Genomic DNA, 17,096 nt, shown 5'->3' with positions numbered 1-17,096 from the left:
ATCAACAAGTTTGACGTTGATCAAACTTATCCGAGCGGGAGGGAATGGCATGGCGAGGACGGTGCGGTTCCACCAGGCCGGCGGACCGGAGGTGCTGCGGCTGGACGACCTCGATCCGGGCGAGCCGGGTCAAGGTGAGGTGCGGGTCCGGGTGGACGCGATCGGGATCAACCGGGCCGAGGTGCTGTTCCGCCGGGACCAGTACATCGAGCCGGTGAAGCAGTTCCCGTCCCGGCTCGGTGCCGAGGCGGCGGGCGTGGTCGAGGCGATCGGCCCGGATGTCACCGGATTCGCGCCCGGCCAGGCCGTCAGCGTCATACCGGCCTTCTCGCAGAACGATTACGGCGTGTACGCCGAGCAGGCGGTCGTCCCCGCGAGTGCATTGGTGAATCGACCTGACGGCATCGATGCCATCGCGGGCGCGGCCGTCTGGATGCCGTACCTCACGGCGTACGGCGCCATGGTCGAGATCGCCGGACTGCGTGCGGGGGAGAACGTCGTACTGAATGCGGCGTCCAGCAGTGTCGGTCTCGCGGCGATCCAGACCGCGAACCGGGTCGGCGCCAGGCCGTTGGTCGTCACGCGGACCCGCGCCAAGCGGCAGCGACTACTCGACGAGGGCGCTGCCGAGGTGATCGTTTCGGACGAGGAAGACGTCGCCGGGCGTGTTCTCGACCTGACCGCGGGCCGCGGCGCGGAGTACGTGTTCGATGCGGTGGCCGGGCCGGAGGTCGTCAATCTCGCGCGCGTGGTGGCGTCGGGCGGTACGTTGTTCCTCTGGGGCGCGCAGAGCGGGCAACCGACGCCGTACCCGGGGTTCGAGCTGGGCATGCCGGCGCTCAATCTGCGCTCCTACACGGTGCACGAGATCACCCGCGATCCGCAGCGGTTGCTCCGGGCAACAGCTTTTGTTTCGTCGGGCCTGCTTGCAGGCACGTTCCGCCCGGTGGTCGATCGAGTGTTCCCGCTGGAGCAGATCGTTCAGGCCCACGAGCACATGGAATCCAACAGCCAGGTCGGCAAGATCGTGGTCAGCGTCGATCACGGCTAGCGATCCGGCTGCCGCAACGAAGGGACACGACGATGGAGTACCGCAATCTGGGCCGGACCGGCCTCAAGGTCAGCGAGGTGTGCCTGGGCGCGATGCACTTCGGCGGGCCGGCGGACGAGCAGACCAGCGTGCGCATCCTGGATGAGTTCGTCGAGGCCGGCGGCACGTTCATCGACACCGCCGACGTGTACAACGCCGGTGAATCCGAGGCCGTGCTCGGCCGCTGGCTCAGGGCCCGCGACCGCGACTCGCTGGTGATCGCCACCAAGGTCTACGGCAGCATGGGCGACGGCCCGAACGACGACGGCCTCAGCCGCAAGCACATCCTCGCCGGGGTGGACGCCAGCCTGCGCCGGCTGGGCACCGACTACATCGACCTGTACTACACCCACGTGTGGGACACGGCCACGCCGATCGAGGAGACGCTGTCGACGCTCGACGTACTGGTGTCGTCTGGCAAGGTTCGCTACCTGGGTGCCAGCAACGTCACCGGCTGGCAGCTCCAGAAGGCTGTGGACGTGGCGAAGCAGGCCGGGATCAATGGGTACAGCGCACTGCAGCCGCTGTACAACCTGCTCGACCGCGAGGCCGAGTGGGAGTTGCTCGCCATCTGCCGCAACGAGGGACTCGGTGTGATGCCGTGGAGTCCGCTGCGCGCGGGCTGGCTGGCCGGCCGGTTCCACCGCGGCATGGAGGCGCCGCCGGACGGAACACGGGTCGCGGAGGCCGCCAAGCGTGGGCTCTACGAGGCCTGGGATTACTACGACAACGACCGCACCTGGAACGTCCTGGACGCGTTGCATGCCATCGCGGCGGACACCGGTCGCAGCGTCGCGCAGGTCGCGCTGCGCTGGCTCATCCAGACCGAGCCTGTCACCGCACCGATCATCGGTCCGCGCACCCTCGAGCACTACACCGACAACATCGGCGCGGCCGGCTGGTCGCTCGACGCCGAGCAACTCGCCCGCCTGACCGAGGTCAGCGAGAAGCCGTCCGTCTATCCCTACAACCTGCTGTCCGGCTTCGACCGCTGACGCCGGTGACAACCCACGCAGCTTGGACGACGGCGCTGATGCTTGACGGGGAAGGCCCCCTGCACCGGCAGGTGGAGCGCGGCCTCCGCGGCGCCATCAGGTCGGGGCGTCTGATTCACGGCTCGGTGTTGCCGCCGAGCCGTGAGCTGGCCGTCCAGCTGGGCTGTTCCCGGTGGGCTGTCACGCAGGCCTACGGCCAGCTCGTGGCCGAGGGCTACCTGTCCACGCGGGTCGGCTCGGGGACCTGGGTCAGTTGGTCAGGTCGTACGTCGGGAGCGGTGCAGGCGACAGGCCCGGTCGCCCCGGGCAGCACCTACCGCTTCGACCTGACACCCGGCATTCCCGATCTGCGTGCGTTCCCACGCACCCGCTGGGCCGAGGCGGCGAGCGAGGCCGCACGCGCGTTGCCGACCGCCGACCTCGGCTATCCGGACGCGGCCGGGTACCCGCCGCTGCGCGAGTTGCTGGCCGACTATCTGCAACGCAGCCGGGGAGCTGTCGCCGGCGCCGGCGACGTGGTGATCCGCACCGGGGTGCGGGCCGGTGTCGCGCATCTCTGTACGAGTCTGCGTGCTGCCGGTGTCGACCGCATCGGGGTCGAGGATCCCGGTTGGACCCGGCTTCGTGACGTGATCGAGTCGACCGGCGTACAGGCCGTGCCGGTGCCGGTCGACTCCGAGGGTCTTCGGGTCGATGCGCTCGGGCGGCAGCAGGACCTGCGGGCCGTGGCGGTGACGTCCGCCCATCAGTTCCCGACCGGTGTCGTGCTCTCGCCGGCCCGGCGGCTGGAGCTGATCGACTGGGCCCGGCGGACGAACGGCTTGATCCTCGAGGACGACTACGACGCCGAGTTCCGGTACGACCGCAGTCCGGTGAGCACCTTGCAGGGGATGGCACCCGAGCAGGTCGTGCTGCTCGGCTCCGTCAGCAAGACGTTGTCGCCTGCGATCGGCCTCGGCTGGTACGTCGTTCGCGGGCCGTGGCGGAAGTCGCTGACCAGATCGATCGGTCCGGGTCCGTCGACGTTCGACCAGGCCACCTTCGCGGCACTGCTGCGTTCCGGTGCCTACGACCGTCAGTTGCGGGCGCTGCGCCGGCGCTATCAGAGCCGGCGTGAGCAGGTCGTCGCAGCGGTTCGCCGGGAGCTGCCCGGCTGGTCGATCGACGGCGCGGCGGCCGGGCTGCATCTGATCGCCCGGCTCCCGGACGGGCTCGCGGCGGCTCCGGTGCTGGCGGCCGCACGCGGTGCCGGGATCCGGCTCGTCGCGCTGAGCGGGTACCGGGCCCGGGCCGGCGAGGATCGGGACGGACTCGTCCTCGGATACGGCAACCTCGCCGACGGCGATGTCGACGCCGCGGTCCGATCCCTGGCCCGGGTGTGCGCATTGGTCTGCGAATCCGCTCGCTGATTGGCCGCGGATCCCGGCCGATCCGGCCGTACGTTGGGCGCCGGTGGCGGGAAGGGCCCGCCCCGCCACAGGAGTTGTGATGCGCACACGATGGCTGGGCGACCGCGACGGACGGGTGGAGGTCAGCGAGTTCTGCCTCGGGACGATCCCGTTCGGAACCAGGACGGACGAGGACACGGCGTTCGCGCTGCTGGACCGGTTCTTCGAGGCCGGTGGGACGTTCATCGACACCGCCAACAGCTACGACCAATGGGCCGACAGCGGTGTCGGCGGCGAGAGCGAGATCGTGATCGGCCGGTGGATCCGCAGCCGTGGAGTGCGGGACCAGGTCGTCGTCGCGACCAAGGCCGGCGCGCACGCGACGAAGGTGCCCGGCGATCCGGCGATGGAGAACTGGGAGGGCCTGTCCGGCAAGGCCGTACGTCGTGCGGTGCAGGGCAGCCTCGAGCGGCTCGGCGTCGACCGCATCGACCTGTACTACGCCCACTGGGACGACCGCGAGCCGGAACTGGCCGACACGGTCGGTGAGTTCGGGGCTCTGGTGAAGGAGGGCGTGGTCGGTGCCATCGGGTGCAGCAACACCCCGGTGTGGCGGATCGAGCGTGCCCGCGAGCTGGCGCGTGCGGCCGGCGTTGCGGCATACAGTTGCGTTCAGCAACTTCACACGTACCTGTGGCCGCGGCCCGAGCGGACCGGGTTCGACGTGATCACGCCCGAGCTGATCGACTATGCCAAGTCGGAGCCGGAGTTCACCTTGCTGGGTTACAAGCCCTTGCTGCGCGGCGCTTACACCCGAGCTGACCGGCCGTTCGAACGCGGCTACGACCACCCCACGAGCGCATCCCGCCTCGAGGTCCTGAACCAGGTCGCTGCCGAGACCGGGGCCACCGCGAACCAGATCGTCCTCGCCTGGATGATGCAGAGCGATCCCGTCATCATTCCGGTCAGTGCTGCCGGCACGGTCGCCCAACTGGACGAACAGCTCGGCGCAGTGGACCTCCAGCTCGACCAGGAGACGATGCGCCGCCTGAACACCGCCGGCACCGACGAGACCTGACCCTCTCGCGGCGCCGGACGTCGTGAACGTGACAGGTGGCAGGAACACGAGCGTGGAACAGCATTGTCAACGCTCGGGTACGGGTGACACGATCCAGCGGTTTGCCGTGTCACGACAGCGATCAGAGGGGTGGCGGCGTGCTACGCAGGATCTTGGGCGGGCGAAGGTTCCAGGCAGTCGCGGTCATCGTGCTCGCGATCTCCACCGCGTCCGCGAGCACCGCGATGGCGGCGGTGGTGCCGGCAGCAGGCACAGCCGGACCGCCGTCGCACGGCAGCTACTCGGTGCCGGCCGGCTGCAACGCCGGCGAGGCCTCGGCCGACGACGCCGCACCGATGGCCCGTTGCTACGCGGTCGGTCGTGCCGACAAGGCCGGGGTCTTACTGCAACAGCAGGACGAGCCGCTGCCGACCTCGTTGGGCCCCGCCCAGATCAAGGACGCGTACAAGCTGCCGGACGGCGGTGACGGCCGGATCGTGGCGATCGTCGATGCCTTCGGCTACGAGAACGCCGAGTCCGACCTCGCCGTCTTCCGGGCGCACTACGGACTCCCACCCTGTACGACGGCGAACGGCTGCTTCACCAAGGTGGACCAGCGCGGCGGCACCGACTACCCGACGCAGGACCCCGACTGGTCCATCGAGACCGCGCTCGACCTCGACGCGGTCTCGTCGGCCTGCCCGGCCTGTCACATCCTCCTCGTCCAGGCCGACAACAACAGCTCACCGAGCCTGGGCCAGGCCGTCGACACCGCCGCGGCCCTGGGCGCGGTGGCCATCTCCAACTCGTACGGCATCGACGGAGAGCTCCCGTTCGAGTCGTACTACGACCACTACTACGACCACCCCGGCGTTGCCGTCACGGTGTCGTCCGGCGACCTCGGCAACGTCCAGAGCTACCCAGCGACCTCGCCCGATGTGATCGCCGTCGGTGGTACGACGCTCAGCCGGGACAAGTCGTCTCCGCGCGGCTGGCGGGAGACTGCCTGGGCCGACGGCGGCAGCGGCTGCTCCCGCTACGAGCCACGGCCCGAGCACCAGCAGGGGATCGACACCGGCTGCCCGGACACGCGGGCCACCGCCGACGTCGCGGCCGACGCCGACAGTGAGACCGGGCTTGCCGTCTACAACACCCTCGGGCAGGACGGCTGGGCACAGTGGGGCGGTACGTCACTCTCCTCGCCGCTGGTCGCGGCGATGTACGCGCTCGCGGGTAAACCGGTGCCTGGGAGCAACCCGGCGACGTACCTGTATCGCCAGCACCTCGCGATGAACGACGTGACCGAGGGGACCGACGGGACCTGTGGCGACGTCCGGTGCACGGCCGGCCCGGGCTGGGACGGTCCGACCGGCGTTGGCACTCCCAACGGTGTCTCGGCGCTGACCCTCGGCGCTCACGGGCAGGTCACCGGCTCGGTGCGGACGAACAAGCGCACCCTGGCTGGTGCGACCATCGCGTTCACCGACGCCGGGGGCTACACCACTCGCGCCACGGCCGACGACCATGGTCGCTACAGCCTCGCCGTTGCCGCGGGCACCTACCGGGTCGTCGCGTCGAAGTTCGGGTACGCCGATGCGGCCGTCGACCACGTCACCGTCGCCGCCGGCTCCGCGACCAGCAGGAACTTCACACTGTCTGCCCTTGCCAGCCGCACTGTCACCGGGACCGTCACCGACGGGTCCGGTCAAGGCTGGCCGGTGTACGCCAAGATCTCCGTCGGCGGGTACCCGAACGGGGCCGTCCACACCGATCCGTTCACCGGCCGCTACAGCGTCGACCTCCCGGTCGGTACGACGTACCGGCTGCAGGTCGAGGCGGTGGACATGCCCGGCTACCTGCCGGCGAGCAGCAGTGTTGCCGTTGGCAACGGGAAGCGACCGCTCGAACGTGACGTCGCACTGTCCGTGGACGGAGCTGCCTGCTCGGCCGCTGGGTATGCCTACTCCTACCGGGGAGCCGGTGCCGGCTTCGAGGGCTGGTCCGCTCCCCAGGACGGCTGGCAGGTGACCGATGACGCGGGCACCGGCAAGATCTGGACGTTCAGCGATCCCGGTGCCAAGGGCAACCTCACCGGCGGCAGCGGCCAGTTCGCGATCGTCGACAACTGGGCGTCGCCCGTCGGCACGAACGACACCAGCCTGGTCGGCCCGGCCGCGGATCTGTCCGGTCAGTCGACGCCGGTCGTCGGGTTCGACACCTACTACTACGACTACGGGTTCGGCCGGCAGGACGGGTACGTCGACCTCAGTCTCGACGGCGGATCGACCTGGGAGACCGTCTGGCAGGCGCCGGATGCGTTCGTGCATGGGCATGTCGAGGTCCCGGTTCCGCAGGCCGCGAACAAGAACGGTGTGCGGGTGCGGTTCCGCTTCAGCGGCGACGCGGACAACTACTGGGAGCTGGACAACGTCTACGTCGGCACGCGGATGTGCGATCCCACGGCCGGCGGGCTGGTGGCCGGCTTCGTGCGCGACGACAACACCGGCGCGGCCTTGACCGGCGTACAGGTCGCCGGCGGAACGCCTGCCGTCAGCCAGGCAACGCCGGACGACGCGCAGCTCGGCGACGGCTACTACTGGCTCTTCAGCCGGGCTGGGCGTGTTCCGCTGACCGCCTCCGGGCGTCACTACGCGGCGGGCACCGGAACGGCAACCGTCGCTGCGCACCGGGTGGCTCGGCACGACTGGTCGCTGCGGGCGGGGCGCGTGACCGTCACCCCGCACGAGATGTCGGTCAGCTCCGGCAAGGGGCCGGTGGGGTCGCGTCCGGTGACGTTCACCAACCACGGCACGGAGCCGGCCGAGGTGACGATCCTCGAGCAGGACCGTGGTTTCACGCCCAGGGGTGGCCGGCTCCGGACGACCTCACCGGGCGCACCGCTGCGGCGGGAGAAGGTGGACGCCTCGCCGGTCTCGTTCGCGCGACAGCACCACGGCGGACCCTCGCAGGTGCCCTCACACGATGTCTCCGAGAACCCGGCCTGGTCCGATCTGCCGGACTACCCGACACCGATCATGGACAACGTCGTCGCCGCGAACGACGGCGTCGTCTACTCGGTCTCCGGAGCGACCGACAACGGCCTGACCGGAGCGGGCTACGCGTACGACGCGACCGCCAGGTCGTGGCGGCGGATCGCCGACCTGCCCGAGCCGCGGGAGAACGCGGTCGGCGGCTTCGTCGGCGGGAAGCTGTACGTCGCCGGCGGCTGGAACCTCCAGGGTGACCTGACCTCGACGACCTATGTCTACGACCCGGCGACGAACCGGTGGTCGCGCGGAGCGGATCTGCCCGCGCCCAGCAGCGCGGCCGCAGGAACCGTTGCGGGAGGCAACCTGTACGTCGTGGCCGGCTGCGAGACCGTGGCGTGCGCGGAGACGGCTCCCACCTATCGCTATGACTCCGGCCGCAACGCCTGGACGCTGCTGGCGGCGTACCCGGAGCACGTCGTGATGCTCGGCTGCACCGGCTCGGGCGACGGACTGATCTGTGCCGGTGGCCTGGTGCCGTCGGACGACCCGTGGCACGAGTTCCCGGTCGCCAGTGCCTATCAGTACGTCGCGGGCTCGGACAGCTGGACCAGAATCGCGGACATGCCCTATCCCGTCTGGGGGATGGCGTACTCGGGCAGCGGAGGCAAGCTCCAGCTCGTCGGTGGCATCACCAGCGGCGCGATCACCAACCAGGCGATCGAGTTCGATCCCGTGAGCGGTGCGTGGTCGGCGCTGCCGAACGCGACGTACACCATGTATCGCGGCGGTGCGGCCTGCGGCCTCAGCCGGATCGGCGGCTCGATCGGTTCGTTCACCGCGACACCGTTCGCCGAGTTCCTGCCCGGTCAGGACGCCTGTGTCAGCGGCACCGACGTGGGCTGGCTCTCGACGGACCGCACGCAGCTGGTGGTGCCGCCGGGCCGGTCGGTCACGGTTCGGGTCCGGTTCGACCCCGCGGCCACGTCCGCGGCCGGTGCCTACGCCGCCCGGCTCGCCTTCGGGACCGATACGCCGTACGACGTCCCACCGGTTGCCGTCACGCTGACCCGCAAGTGACCTGTCCAGCCTCCCGAAAGGAACTCTTCGTGCTTGCACGTCCCTCCCTCTGGAGGTTGTCAGCGGCAACGACCGCCTTCCTGCTGGCGTTCGCGGCCGTCCCGGCCCGGGCCGATCAGGCGCCGTCGAGCGCGGTCCGGATCACCGTGCTCGACCGGGCCGGTGCGCCGGTGCCCGGAACCGACGTCCTGCTGGTCAACCCGGACACGGGTGGGTCTCCGGAGGTGATCACGGACGACGCCGGGCACGGCGTACTGACGCTGCCGAACGGGCACTGGTCTGCTCTGGTACGCGTCGTGACGCCGCCCGCGCCGGGCCGTCGCGAGACCATCACGATGGTGGTCGACCCGGACTTCGTGGTCAGCGGCGACCGGACGCTGGTGCTGGACGCGCGGGCCGGCCGCAGGGTGATGCCACCCGTCGTCCAGGGCCAGTCGACCAACGTCACGGCCTTCACCATGATCGTCTCCCGGACCGATGCCGGGGTGGTCGGCTGGCAGCATCGGATGGACGCGAGCGTCGAGCAGGTGCGCGCGGGCGACGTGTACATCACGCCCGCGGCGAAGGCGTCCACCGGCGTTCTGGAGACAGTGGGTCTGTGGCGGCTCGAACCGACGGGGCATCGGGGGAGGTCGACGCCGGATTCCTACCGGGTGTTCGACATCCAGGCCGGCGTGTCCGCCGGGCCGAAGATCCTCTCCATCGGCGAACTGCACCGGATGGCGCGGATCGTGCATCACTACCACGCCTCCTCGGCGGGCGCCATCTGGCTGCAGACGACGGCGATGACGCGGTACAACCCCGGTGATTCGATGTTCTGGCGGCAGGTCGAGTCCGGCTCGACCGAGACGGAGCTGGTGACCAGCGATCCGCGGGCTACGTACCAGGAGTGCGCAAGCCTGCCGAACGAGGCGGCCTTGTTGCTGTGTGGGAGCGCGCCACGCAGCTATCGGTCCGGCGAGCGCGTCGAGCTGTTCGAGGGGCGCGGGCTACATGCGGATCTCGTTCCGGCGCAGACGTACCAGGTTCGCGGAGGATTCGTCCTGACCACGGGACTGAGCGACGGCGAGCTGGCCGGCCGCGTCGACGACCACTCCCTCGACGCGGTCCGCACCACCCTCTACCGCAACGCTGAACAGATCGCGACCGGCAAGACCGCGAGCGGGTTCTTCCAGGTTCCGGACGAGCGTGCCGACTTCCGGATCGTCAGCCGGATCGGCCGGCACGAGGGCACGATCCGGTCCGACACGATGACGGAGTGGACCTTCAGTTCGGCGGCTCCGGACGACGACGCACAGTACAGTCGGGTCCCGCCGGCCCTGACCGTCGCATACGCACCGGACGTCGACGGATCCGGTACGGCGTCCCGCCGGCATGACCTCCGGCTCGACCTGCAGGTGCGTCATTTCGACGGATCGGCCAGTACGGCGCAAATCGGCGTACCCGTGGTGTCGTGGACGAACGACGACGGGCAGTCGTGGCAGGCGGCGCGGGTCCACACGGGGCACGACGGCGGCTACTCGGTCACCGTGCCGGCCAAGGAGCTGCGCGGCGCGGCGGCGGTCGGGGTCCGCGTTCGGGTCGCTGACAGTGACGGGAGCGCCGTCGACCAGACGCAGTACGGCCTGGTCGAGCTGCGCTGACTCAGACCAGGCCCCGGCGTACCAGTTCCATGCCGAGTTGCAGCCGGGTGGTGGCTCCGACCTCGCTCATCAGGGTGTGGATGTGCCGCTGGACCGTGCGGATGCTGAGGCCGACGGCGCGGGCGACGACCTCGTCGGTCGCACCGCCGGCCAGGAGGCCGAGCAGGGTCCGGCGGGCCTCGTCGTCCGGATCCGTCGCGGCCTTGTCGCCGTTCGGCCGGTTGAGGGCGACCGACCGGGTCCAGGTGGTCTCGAACACCTCGGCGAGCGCGTCCAGGAACGCCGACGGATGGACGAGGTACGCCGTCGCGGTGTCGAAGTCCGAGGTCGAGTTGACCAGCGCCAGGTCGTCGTCGGCCAGTGCCAGCTTCAACGGCAGCCTCGCCGCCACCCGGGCCTGCTCGCCCTGGCGCACGCCGGCCCAGATGTCGGCCATCCGGCCGGGCACGTCCAGCACGGCGCGGTCGTAGATGACGCGGTACGTCAGCCGGGACTGATCGAGATCGTCCAGCTCCAGCTCGTTCGCCTCGAACGAGTCGGCCCCGCCGGAGTTGAAGTACGGCGGCCGGTCGAACACCCGGATCTCCCGCCGGGCGGCGCGCTGGAGCCGCCGGAAGGCGTTGCGGACGTTGCCGGCTCCCTCGAGGACCTCGACCAGCTCGGCCGGGTGCCGGCGCCCGCCCGCCGGGAACGCGACGGCCAACTGCTGCAGGTGGGTCTGCAGACGGCGCTGCCGGCGTTCGTGCTCAGCCAGCAGATCCTCGGCCACCTGCGCGGGCGGCGTCGCGGCGTACTTCGGCGGCTGTCCCGGGACCCGGAAGGCCAGCCCACGCCGGACGAGCTCGACGAGCGTCTGCGGCACGAGCGCGGCCACCGCACCGAGCACCGCCGACAGGTCGTCGACCTCGGCGTGGGGTCGCGCGAGCAGCGCCTCGTAGACCTGCCCCTCGACATCCGACAGACCGACCGCCTCCCACATCGCGCCGTCTCCGTCCCTTCTCGGCTGTGGCTACGTCCGGGTCCTCGCGACGAGCACGTGGAGGGTCAGCGTAATCGCGAGGATGACGGCGGCGATGCCGAGGAGGCCGTACGGCGAGGTGCCCGCGGCCAGCGAGACGCCGCCGAGGCCGCTGCCGAGGGCGGAACCGAGTGAGATGGCGCTGCCGTTCAACGCCATCACGATGGCGGCGGAGTTCGGGGCGAGGGCCGCGAGGCGGGCCTGCTGAGGTACGGCGGCGCCGCCGTTGCCGACGCCCGCGGCGAAGAACCACACCAGGCCGGTGACCGTGGTCACCGCGAGCGGCACGGTCAGGAACGCCACCATTCCCAGCACCGAGTTCAGCAGCAGCCCGATCAGTACGACGGTGAGGACGCGCAGCGGTGTGAAGCGGTCGGTCAGCCGGCCGGTGACTGCGTTGCCGAGCATGCTGGCCACGCCGTACCCGAACATGATCACGATGATCATCCAGTCGAGCCGGAAGGTCGGCGCGAAGATCAGCGTGGCGTAGGTGAAGCAGGTGTAGCTGCTGCAGAGGATGCCGGTCGTGACGAGCAGACCCGCCAAGAGCCGCGGCTGGCCGAGCGGACGCAGGCGCTCGGCCAATGTCCCGGCCGGGAGGTGCAAGCGCGGAAGCTTGAGCATGATTCCGGCCAGCGCGATCGTGCCGACCACGGCGACCAGGATCATCGGGAACCGCCAGCTGGACTGGCCGAGAGCGAGTCCGACCGGTACGCCGAGCGCGGTCGCGGTCATCCAGCCGCCGAGCACGAAGGACAGCGCCTTGCCGCGGTGCTGCGGTGGCGCGAGTGCGATCACGTACCCGGTGACCGCGGCGTTGAGCAGCGCGCCACCGAGCGCGGCCATCACCCGGCCGCCGAGCGCGGTCGCGTAGTTGGGCGCGAGCCCGACGACCAGGTTGCCGAGCACGAACACGGCCAGCGACAGCGCGATCGTCGTACGCCGTTCCCACCGGCTGGTGATCGTCCCGAGCACGGGCGCGGCAAGGGCCGATGTCAGTGCGAACACCGAGACCAGCTGTCCAGCGGCTGCCGCGCTTACCTCCAGATCGCCGGCGATGGCGGGCAGCAGCCCGGCCAGCACGTAGCCGTCGATCCCCATCGAGAACGTCGCCACCGCTAGCCAGATCAGGGTCCGGTACGACAACCCGGCATCCTGCTGCAGTCCCGGGGCCGGGCCTTCCGTTGCCGTCACGCGGCTAGTCGACCATCGCGCCGACCGGTTAAGCAACCTCCCTACCGAATCGTGGCCATCGGCGCCGGCCCTTGACGCGGGCAGCCGGTGTGCGCCAATCTTTGCAGCGCTGTATTACAGCGCTGTACAAATCCGCCGGACCCCAGGAGAGACCAGGGAATGCGTCCCGACATCGTCATCGTGATGACCGACCAGCAGCGCGCCGGATTCACCCGCCGGAGCGGCTACCCGGTCGACACCATGCCCTTCGTCGACCGGCTGGCGGCCGCCGGAACCGACTTCACCCAGGCCTACACCTCGGCGCCCGCCTGCGTCCCGGCCCGGACCAGCCTGCTGACCGGACGCTTTCCCAGCGCCCACCAGGTCCGGCAGAACAGCACGCCGGCCCACGCCCGGTTCGAGGCCGACCTCCTCGACGTACTGCGGGCGGCGGAGTACCAGCTGCACTTCGCCGGCAAGCCGCACATGCCGCGGGGCGCCGACGACTTCGACAGCTACAACGGCCCCTACTTCCATACCCACGGTCCGGAGCGCGACGAGCAGGAGAAGGCCTTCGACAGCTGGCTCGAGCGACTCGACCATGGTGTCTCCGAGGAGCCCACGCCGTACGAGCTGCGCTGCCAACTGCCGTACCGGATCACCACTGACGCACTCGCTGCTGTGGAGGCTGCCGATCCGGACAAGCCGGGGCTCTTCTGGGTGTCGTATCCCGAGCCGCACAACCCCTACCAGGTGCCGGAGCCCTATTTCTCGATGGTCGCGCCCGACGACGTCCCGGAGCGGATCACCGGCCCCGAAGGCGCCGAGGCCAAGGGTGGCAGCTACGCGTGGTTGCGCCGGCTGCAGGAGGAGAAGCGGCCCGGGTACGACGCGGGCTGGCGTCGGTACGCCGCCAACTACCTCGGCATGCTGCGACTGCTGGACGACCAGATCGAGCGGCTGCACGAAGGTCTCGCCCAGCGAACGCGACCACGGCTGACGATCGTGCTGGCCGACCACGGCGACTACGTCGGCGAGTACGGCCTGCAGCGCAAGGGCGCCGGGCTCTCCGAGTTCCTGATGCGGATCCCGTTGGTCATCGCCGGGGACGGCGTCGCCACACAGCGCCGCGACGAGCCGGTGTCGATTGTCGACATTCTGCCGACCATCTGTGAGGCAGTCGGTCAGCCGCTGCCTGAAGGCGTCCAAGGCCGGAGTCTGCTGCCGCTCGCGCAGGGCGAGGAGGCGCCGGAGACGGAGTTCGGCAGCATCATCGCCGAGCAGGGATTCGGCGGACGTGCCCGCGATGTCACCGATCGACCGCCGCTGCACTTCTCGTACGACGGCCAGACGTTCGACGAACTCAACACGGTCACCCAGTCCGGATCGGCCCGGATGCTGCGCAGCGGCCAATGGAAGCTCATCGTCCACGCCGATCTCGCGGGCGAGCTGTACGACCTCGACGCCGATCCGGCCGAGCTGGACAACCTCTTCGAGAGCGAACACCACCTGGCCGTCCGCGCGCGGCTGCTGCACCAACTGGTCCGATGGCAGGCACGACTCACCGACGACCTGCCGACCGGCGTCTACGTCCCGCTTCGCCTTGAACACAACTGGCGCTGGGCCCACTCCACCACGCCAACGAGCAGGGAGAACTGACATGAATCCGTCCACCTTCAGCCGCCGTACCCTGCTAGGTCTCGGTGCCGCCACGGCCGCCGCCACCATGCTGCCCGGCTGCTCCGCGAAGTCGGGGCCGATGCGGGTCGCGTGGTACGGGCCCGACCCCGTGACGAAGGCGATCAACAAGGCGCTGGACGCGTGGAAGTCCAACGGTGGCACGGACTTCGCCCCGGAGAGCGCGCCCTTCGACGACTACTGGGACAAGCTGGCCACGCAGACCTCGGGCAACAACGCGCCCGACGTACTGCGGATGTCGATGAGCTACTTCAGCGACTACGCCGGCCGCGGTGCCCTGAAGGACTTGGGATCACTGGGCATCGACACCTCCGGGCTGGACCCGGACGTGGCCGGCAGCGGCACCGCGGACGGCAAGAACTTCGGCATCGGGCAGAGCTCGATCAGCTACGCCATGTACGTCGACGAGGCCGCGGTGAAGAAGGCCGGCGGCAGCGTCCCGAAGCAGGGGTGGACGTGGGACGCGTTCGCCGAGTTCGCGAAGGACTATTCGGGATCGGTGCAGGGCACCTTCGGGTCCAGCGACCAGGCCGGCAACTTCCAGCTGTTCGAGGTGTTCGCCCGTCAGCACGGGACCGAGATGTTCTCCGACGACGGTGGGAAGCTGACGACCAGCAAGGACACGATCCAGGAGTGGTTCCAGTACTGGGCGGACCTGCGGACGGCCAAGGCCGCGCCATCGCAGAACGTCAGCGGCGAGACCACGGCGATCGAGAAGTCCCTGGTGGCGACCGGGAAGGCGCCGCTGCAGTTCGGCTGGGTACAGCAGGTCACCTTCTACCAGCCGCTGGTCAAGAGCCCGTTGACCGTACTGCCGGTGCCCCAGGACAAGGCCGGCGACCTCAAGGGGCAGTTCATCAAGGCCCTCGACCTGTGGTGCGTCTCGGCCGCGAGCAAGCACCCCGAGGACGCGGCCAAGCTGATCGGGTTCCTGCTCAACGACGAGACCGCGATCAAGACCATCGGCATCCTGCTCGGCGTACCGCCGTCGAAGAAGGCGCGTGACGTGGTCTCGGCCGAGGCCGACTCGGCCGGCGCCCGGGCCATCGCGTACGTCGAGGACATCGCCGGCAAGGTCGGTCCGTCGCCGCAGCCCTGGCCGAAGGGGTACGGCGAACTGCTCACCGGCTTCGGGCGCATCGCCGAGAACATCGGTTTCGGCAAGGCCACCCCCGCCTCCGGCGCGACGGAGTTCGTCGAGCTGGCGGGGAAGACGCTGGGCCAGTGAGTCGATCCGCCGCCGACTCGTTCGGAACGCGTCTGCGCCAAAGCGTCCCGGGCTACCTGTTCCTGTTGCCCTGGTTGATCGGCGTACTCGGTCTGACCGTCGGCCCGATGGTGTTGTCGCTGTATTACTCGTTCACCGATTACGCGCTCTTCAACACTCCGGCGTGGACCGGACTGCACAACTACACCGCACTGTTCCACGACGCCCGCTACCTGCATTCCCTTCGGGTGACGTTCCTGTACGTCGCGGTGTCGGTGCCGCTGGAGATGACCTTCGCTCTCGCGATCGCCGTACTGCTCAACCGTGGTTTGCGTGGTCTCGCGGTCTATCGCGCTCTGTACTACGTGCCGAGTCTGCTCGGCGGCAGTGTCGCGATCGCCCTGCTCTGGCAGCAGATCTTCGGCAGTGACGGTCTGCTCAACCACGTCCTCAGCCTGTTCGGCATCGAGGGACATGGGTGGATCTCGGAGCCGGGTACGGCGCTGTGGACGCTGATCGTGCTGCGCGTGTGGCAGTTCGGCGCTCCGATGGTCATCTTCCTGGCCGGGTTGCGGCAGATCCCGGAGGACGTGATGGAAGCCGCCGAGATGGACGGCGCGAACAAGTGGCAACGGTTCTGGCGGGTCACGCTGCCGCTGCTGTCGCCGGTCGTGTTCTTCAACCTGGTACTCCAGATCATCGGTGCGTTCCAGGCGTTCACCCCGGCGTACATCATCAGCGGCGGTAAGGGCGGGCCGTCGGACTCGACGCTGTTCTACACGCTGTACCTGTACCAGCAGGCGTTCGGCAACTTCCGGATGGGGTACGCCGCAGCGATGGCCTGGGTCCTGCTGCTGATCATCGCGGTGTTCACCGGCCTGAACTTCGTCCTCGGCCGCACCTGGGTGTTCTACGGAGACGAAGGGGTCCGCCGATGAGAACTCGCCGTGTCTTCGCACACGTCGGCCTGACCGTCGGCGCGTTGATCATGCTGTATCCACTGCTGTGGATGATCACCGCGTCGCTGCGGCCGAACACCGAGATCTTCACAGATGCCGGCCTGGTGCCCGAGCATCCGACGCTGGGCAACTATGCGCTGGGCTGGCACTCGACCGGGGTCAACTTCGGGGTGTACATCGCCAACTCGCTGATCATCTGCACCGCGGTCGTGATCGGGAACGTGCTGACCTGCTCGCTCACGGCGTACGCGTTCGCCCGGCTCAAGTTCGTCGGGCGCAAGACGCTGTTCGCGCTGATGCTGGCCACGATCATGCTGCCCGGTCACGTCACGCTGATCGCGCAGTACTCGATCTTCCGCAACCTCAACTGGATCGACACGTTCTGGCCGATGATCGTGCCGAGCTTCCTGGCCACCGACGCGTTCTTCGTGTTCCTGATGGTGCAGTTCATCCGGTCGATCCCGGTCGAGCTGGACGACGCCGCGCGGATCGACGGGTGCGGGGCGTGGGGCATCTACCGGCGGATCATCCTGCCGCTGCTGTCCCCGGCGCTGGTGACGACCGCGATCTTCTCCTTCATCTGGACCTGGAACAACTTCTTCAGCCAGCTGATCTACCTGTCGACGCGGACGAAACTGACGGTTCCGGTGGCCTTGCGCGGGTTCCTCGACGCGACCGGCAGCTCGGAGTGGGGAGCACTGTTCGCGATGAGTGTGGTCACGCTGGTACCGGTCGTGGTGGTGTTCGTGGTCTTCCAACGGCGGATCCTGGCCGGAATGGCACACACCGGCTTGAAGTGAC

General features: G+C 69.3%; 12 protein-coding genes. 10 read left to right on the top strand and 2 right to left on the bottom strand.

Features of this window, described 5'->3' with window-relative positions; all coding sequences use genetic code 11:
* Window positions 1-49 precede the first annotated feature (49 nt).
* The 6 genes from E0H75_RS31515 (at window position 50) to E0H75_RS31490 (ending at window position 10,240) form a co-directional block, all read left to right on the top strand.
* Window positions 50-1,051, top strand: a complete 1,002-nt coding sequence (locus E0H75_RS31515; RefSeq protein ID WP_131517351.1) for a zinc-dependent alcohol dehydrogenase family protein — start codon at window positions 50-52, stop codon at window positions 1,049-1,051.
* A 32-nt stretch (window positions 1,052-1,083) separates the two neighbouring features.
* Window positions 1,084-2,085, top strand: coding sequence for an aldo/keto reductase (locus E0H75_RS31510; protein ID WP_131517350.1), 1,002 nt, complete (start codon window positions 1,084-1,086; stop codon window positions 2,083-2,085).
* Window positions 2,086-2,123: 38 nt separating this feature from the next.
* A complete protein-coding gene (pdxR, locus tag E0H75_RS31505; protein ID WP_131517349.1) occupies window positions 2,124-3,494 on the top strand; it encodes a MocR-like pyridoxine biosynthesis transcription factor PdxR in 1,371 nt (456 codons plus the stop codon).
* A 79-nt stretch (window positions 3,495-3,573) separates the two neighbouring features.
* Window positions 3,574-4,551: an aldo/keto reductase gene (locus tag E0H75_RS31500; protein WP_131517348.1), complete on the top strand. Its 978-nt coding sequence runs from the start codon at window positions 3,574-3,576 to the stop codon at window positions 4,549-4,551.
* A 137-nt stretch (window positions 4,552-4,688) separates the two neighbouring features.
* Window positions 4,689-8,597 carry a carboxypeptidase regulatory-like domain-containing protein gene (locus tag E0H75_RS31495; protein ID WP_131517347.1) on the top strand — a complete coding sequence of 1,303 codons (3,909 nt, stop codon included), beginning with the start codon at window positions 4,689-4,691 and terminating at the stop codon, window positions 8,595-8,597.
* A gap of 29 nt (window positions 8,598-8,626) precedes the next feature.
* A complete protein-coding gene (locus tag E0H75_RS31490; protein ID WP_131517346.1) occupies window positions 8,627-10,240 on the top strand; it encodes a carboxypeptidase-like regulatory domain-containing protein in 1,614 nt (537 codons plus the stop codon).
* Window position 10,241: 1 nt separating this feature from the next.
* Here E0H75_RS31490 and E0H75_RS31485 read toward each other — a convergent pair whose 3' ends face one another.
* Window positions 10,242-11,219 (bottom strand): helix-turn-helix domain-containing protein, encoded by a 978-nt coding sequence (locus tag E0H75_RS31485; protein ID WP_131517345.1) that lies wholly within the window; start codon window positions 11,217-11,219, stop codon window positions 10,242-10,244.
* Window positions 11,220-11,249: 30 nt separating this feature from the next.
* Window positions 11,250-12,452 carry an MFS transporter gene (locus E0H75_RS31480; protein ID WP_238163364.1) on the bottom strand — a complete coding sequence of 401 codons (1,203 nt, stop codon included), beginning with the start codon at window positions 12,450-12,452 and terminating at the stop codon, window positions 11,250-11,252.
* A gap of 159 nt (window positions 12,453-12,611) precedes the next feature.
* On the opposite strand from E0H75_RS31480, the gene E0H75_RS31475 reads away from it, so the two are divergent.
* From E0H75_RS31475 to E0H75_RS31460, 4 genes are read left to right on the top strand one after another with little or no spacing between them, the layout of a single operon-like run.
* Window positions 12,612-14,090: a sulfatase-like hydrolase/transferase gene (locus E0H75_RS31475; RefSeq protein ID WP_131517344.1), complete on the top strand. Its 1,479-nt coding sequence runs from the start codon at window positions 12,612-12,614 to the stop codon at window positions 14,088-14,090.
* A gap of 1 nt (window position 14,091) precedes the next feature.
* Window positions 14,092-15,357, top strand: a complete 1,266-nt coding sequence (locus tag E0H75_RS31470; RefSeq protein ID WP_131517343.1) for an extracellular solute-binding protein — start codon at window positions 14,092-14,094, stop codon at window positions 15,355-15,357.
* Window positions 15,354-16,274 carry a carbohydrate ABC transporter permease gene (locus tag E0H75_RS31465; RefSeq protein WP_131517342.1) on the top strand — a complete coding sequence of 307 codons (921 nt, stop codon included), beginning with the start codon at window positions 15,354-15,356 and terminating at the stop codon, window positions 16,272-16,274. Before E0H75_RS31470 ends, E0H75_RS31465 begins: the two co-directional genes overlap by 4 nt.
* A complete protein-coding gene (locus tag E0H75_RS31460) occupies window positions 16,271-17,095 on the top strand; it encodes a carbohydrate ABC transporter permease (protein WP_131517341.1) in 825 nt (274 codons plus the stop codon). The genes E0H75_RS31465 and E0H75_RS31460 overlap by 4 nt, the downstream gene beginning before the upstream one ends.
* Window position 17,096: the final 1 nt, after the last annotated feature.

The organism is Kribbella capetownensis (assembly GCF_004331485.1).
GTDB lineage: Bacteria > Actinomycetota > Actinomycetes > Propionibacteriales > Kribbellaceae > Kribbella > Kribbella capetownensis.
The sequence above is the reverse complement of the archived record's forward strand: the minus strand, read 5'-3'. Positions and strand labels throughout refer to the sequence as shown.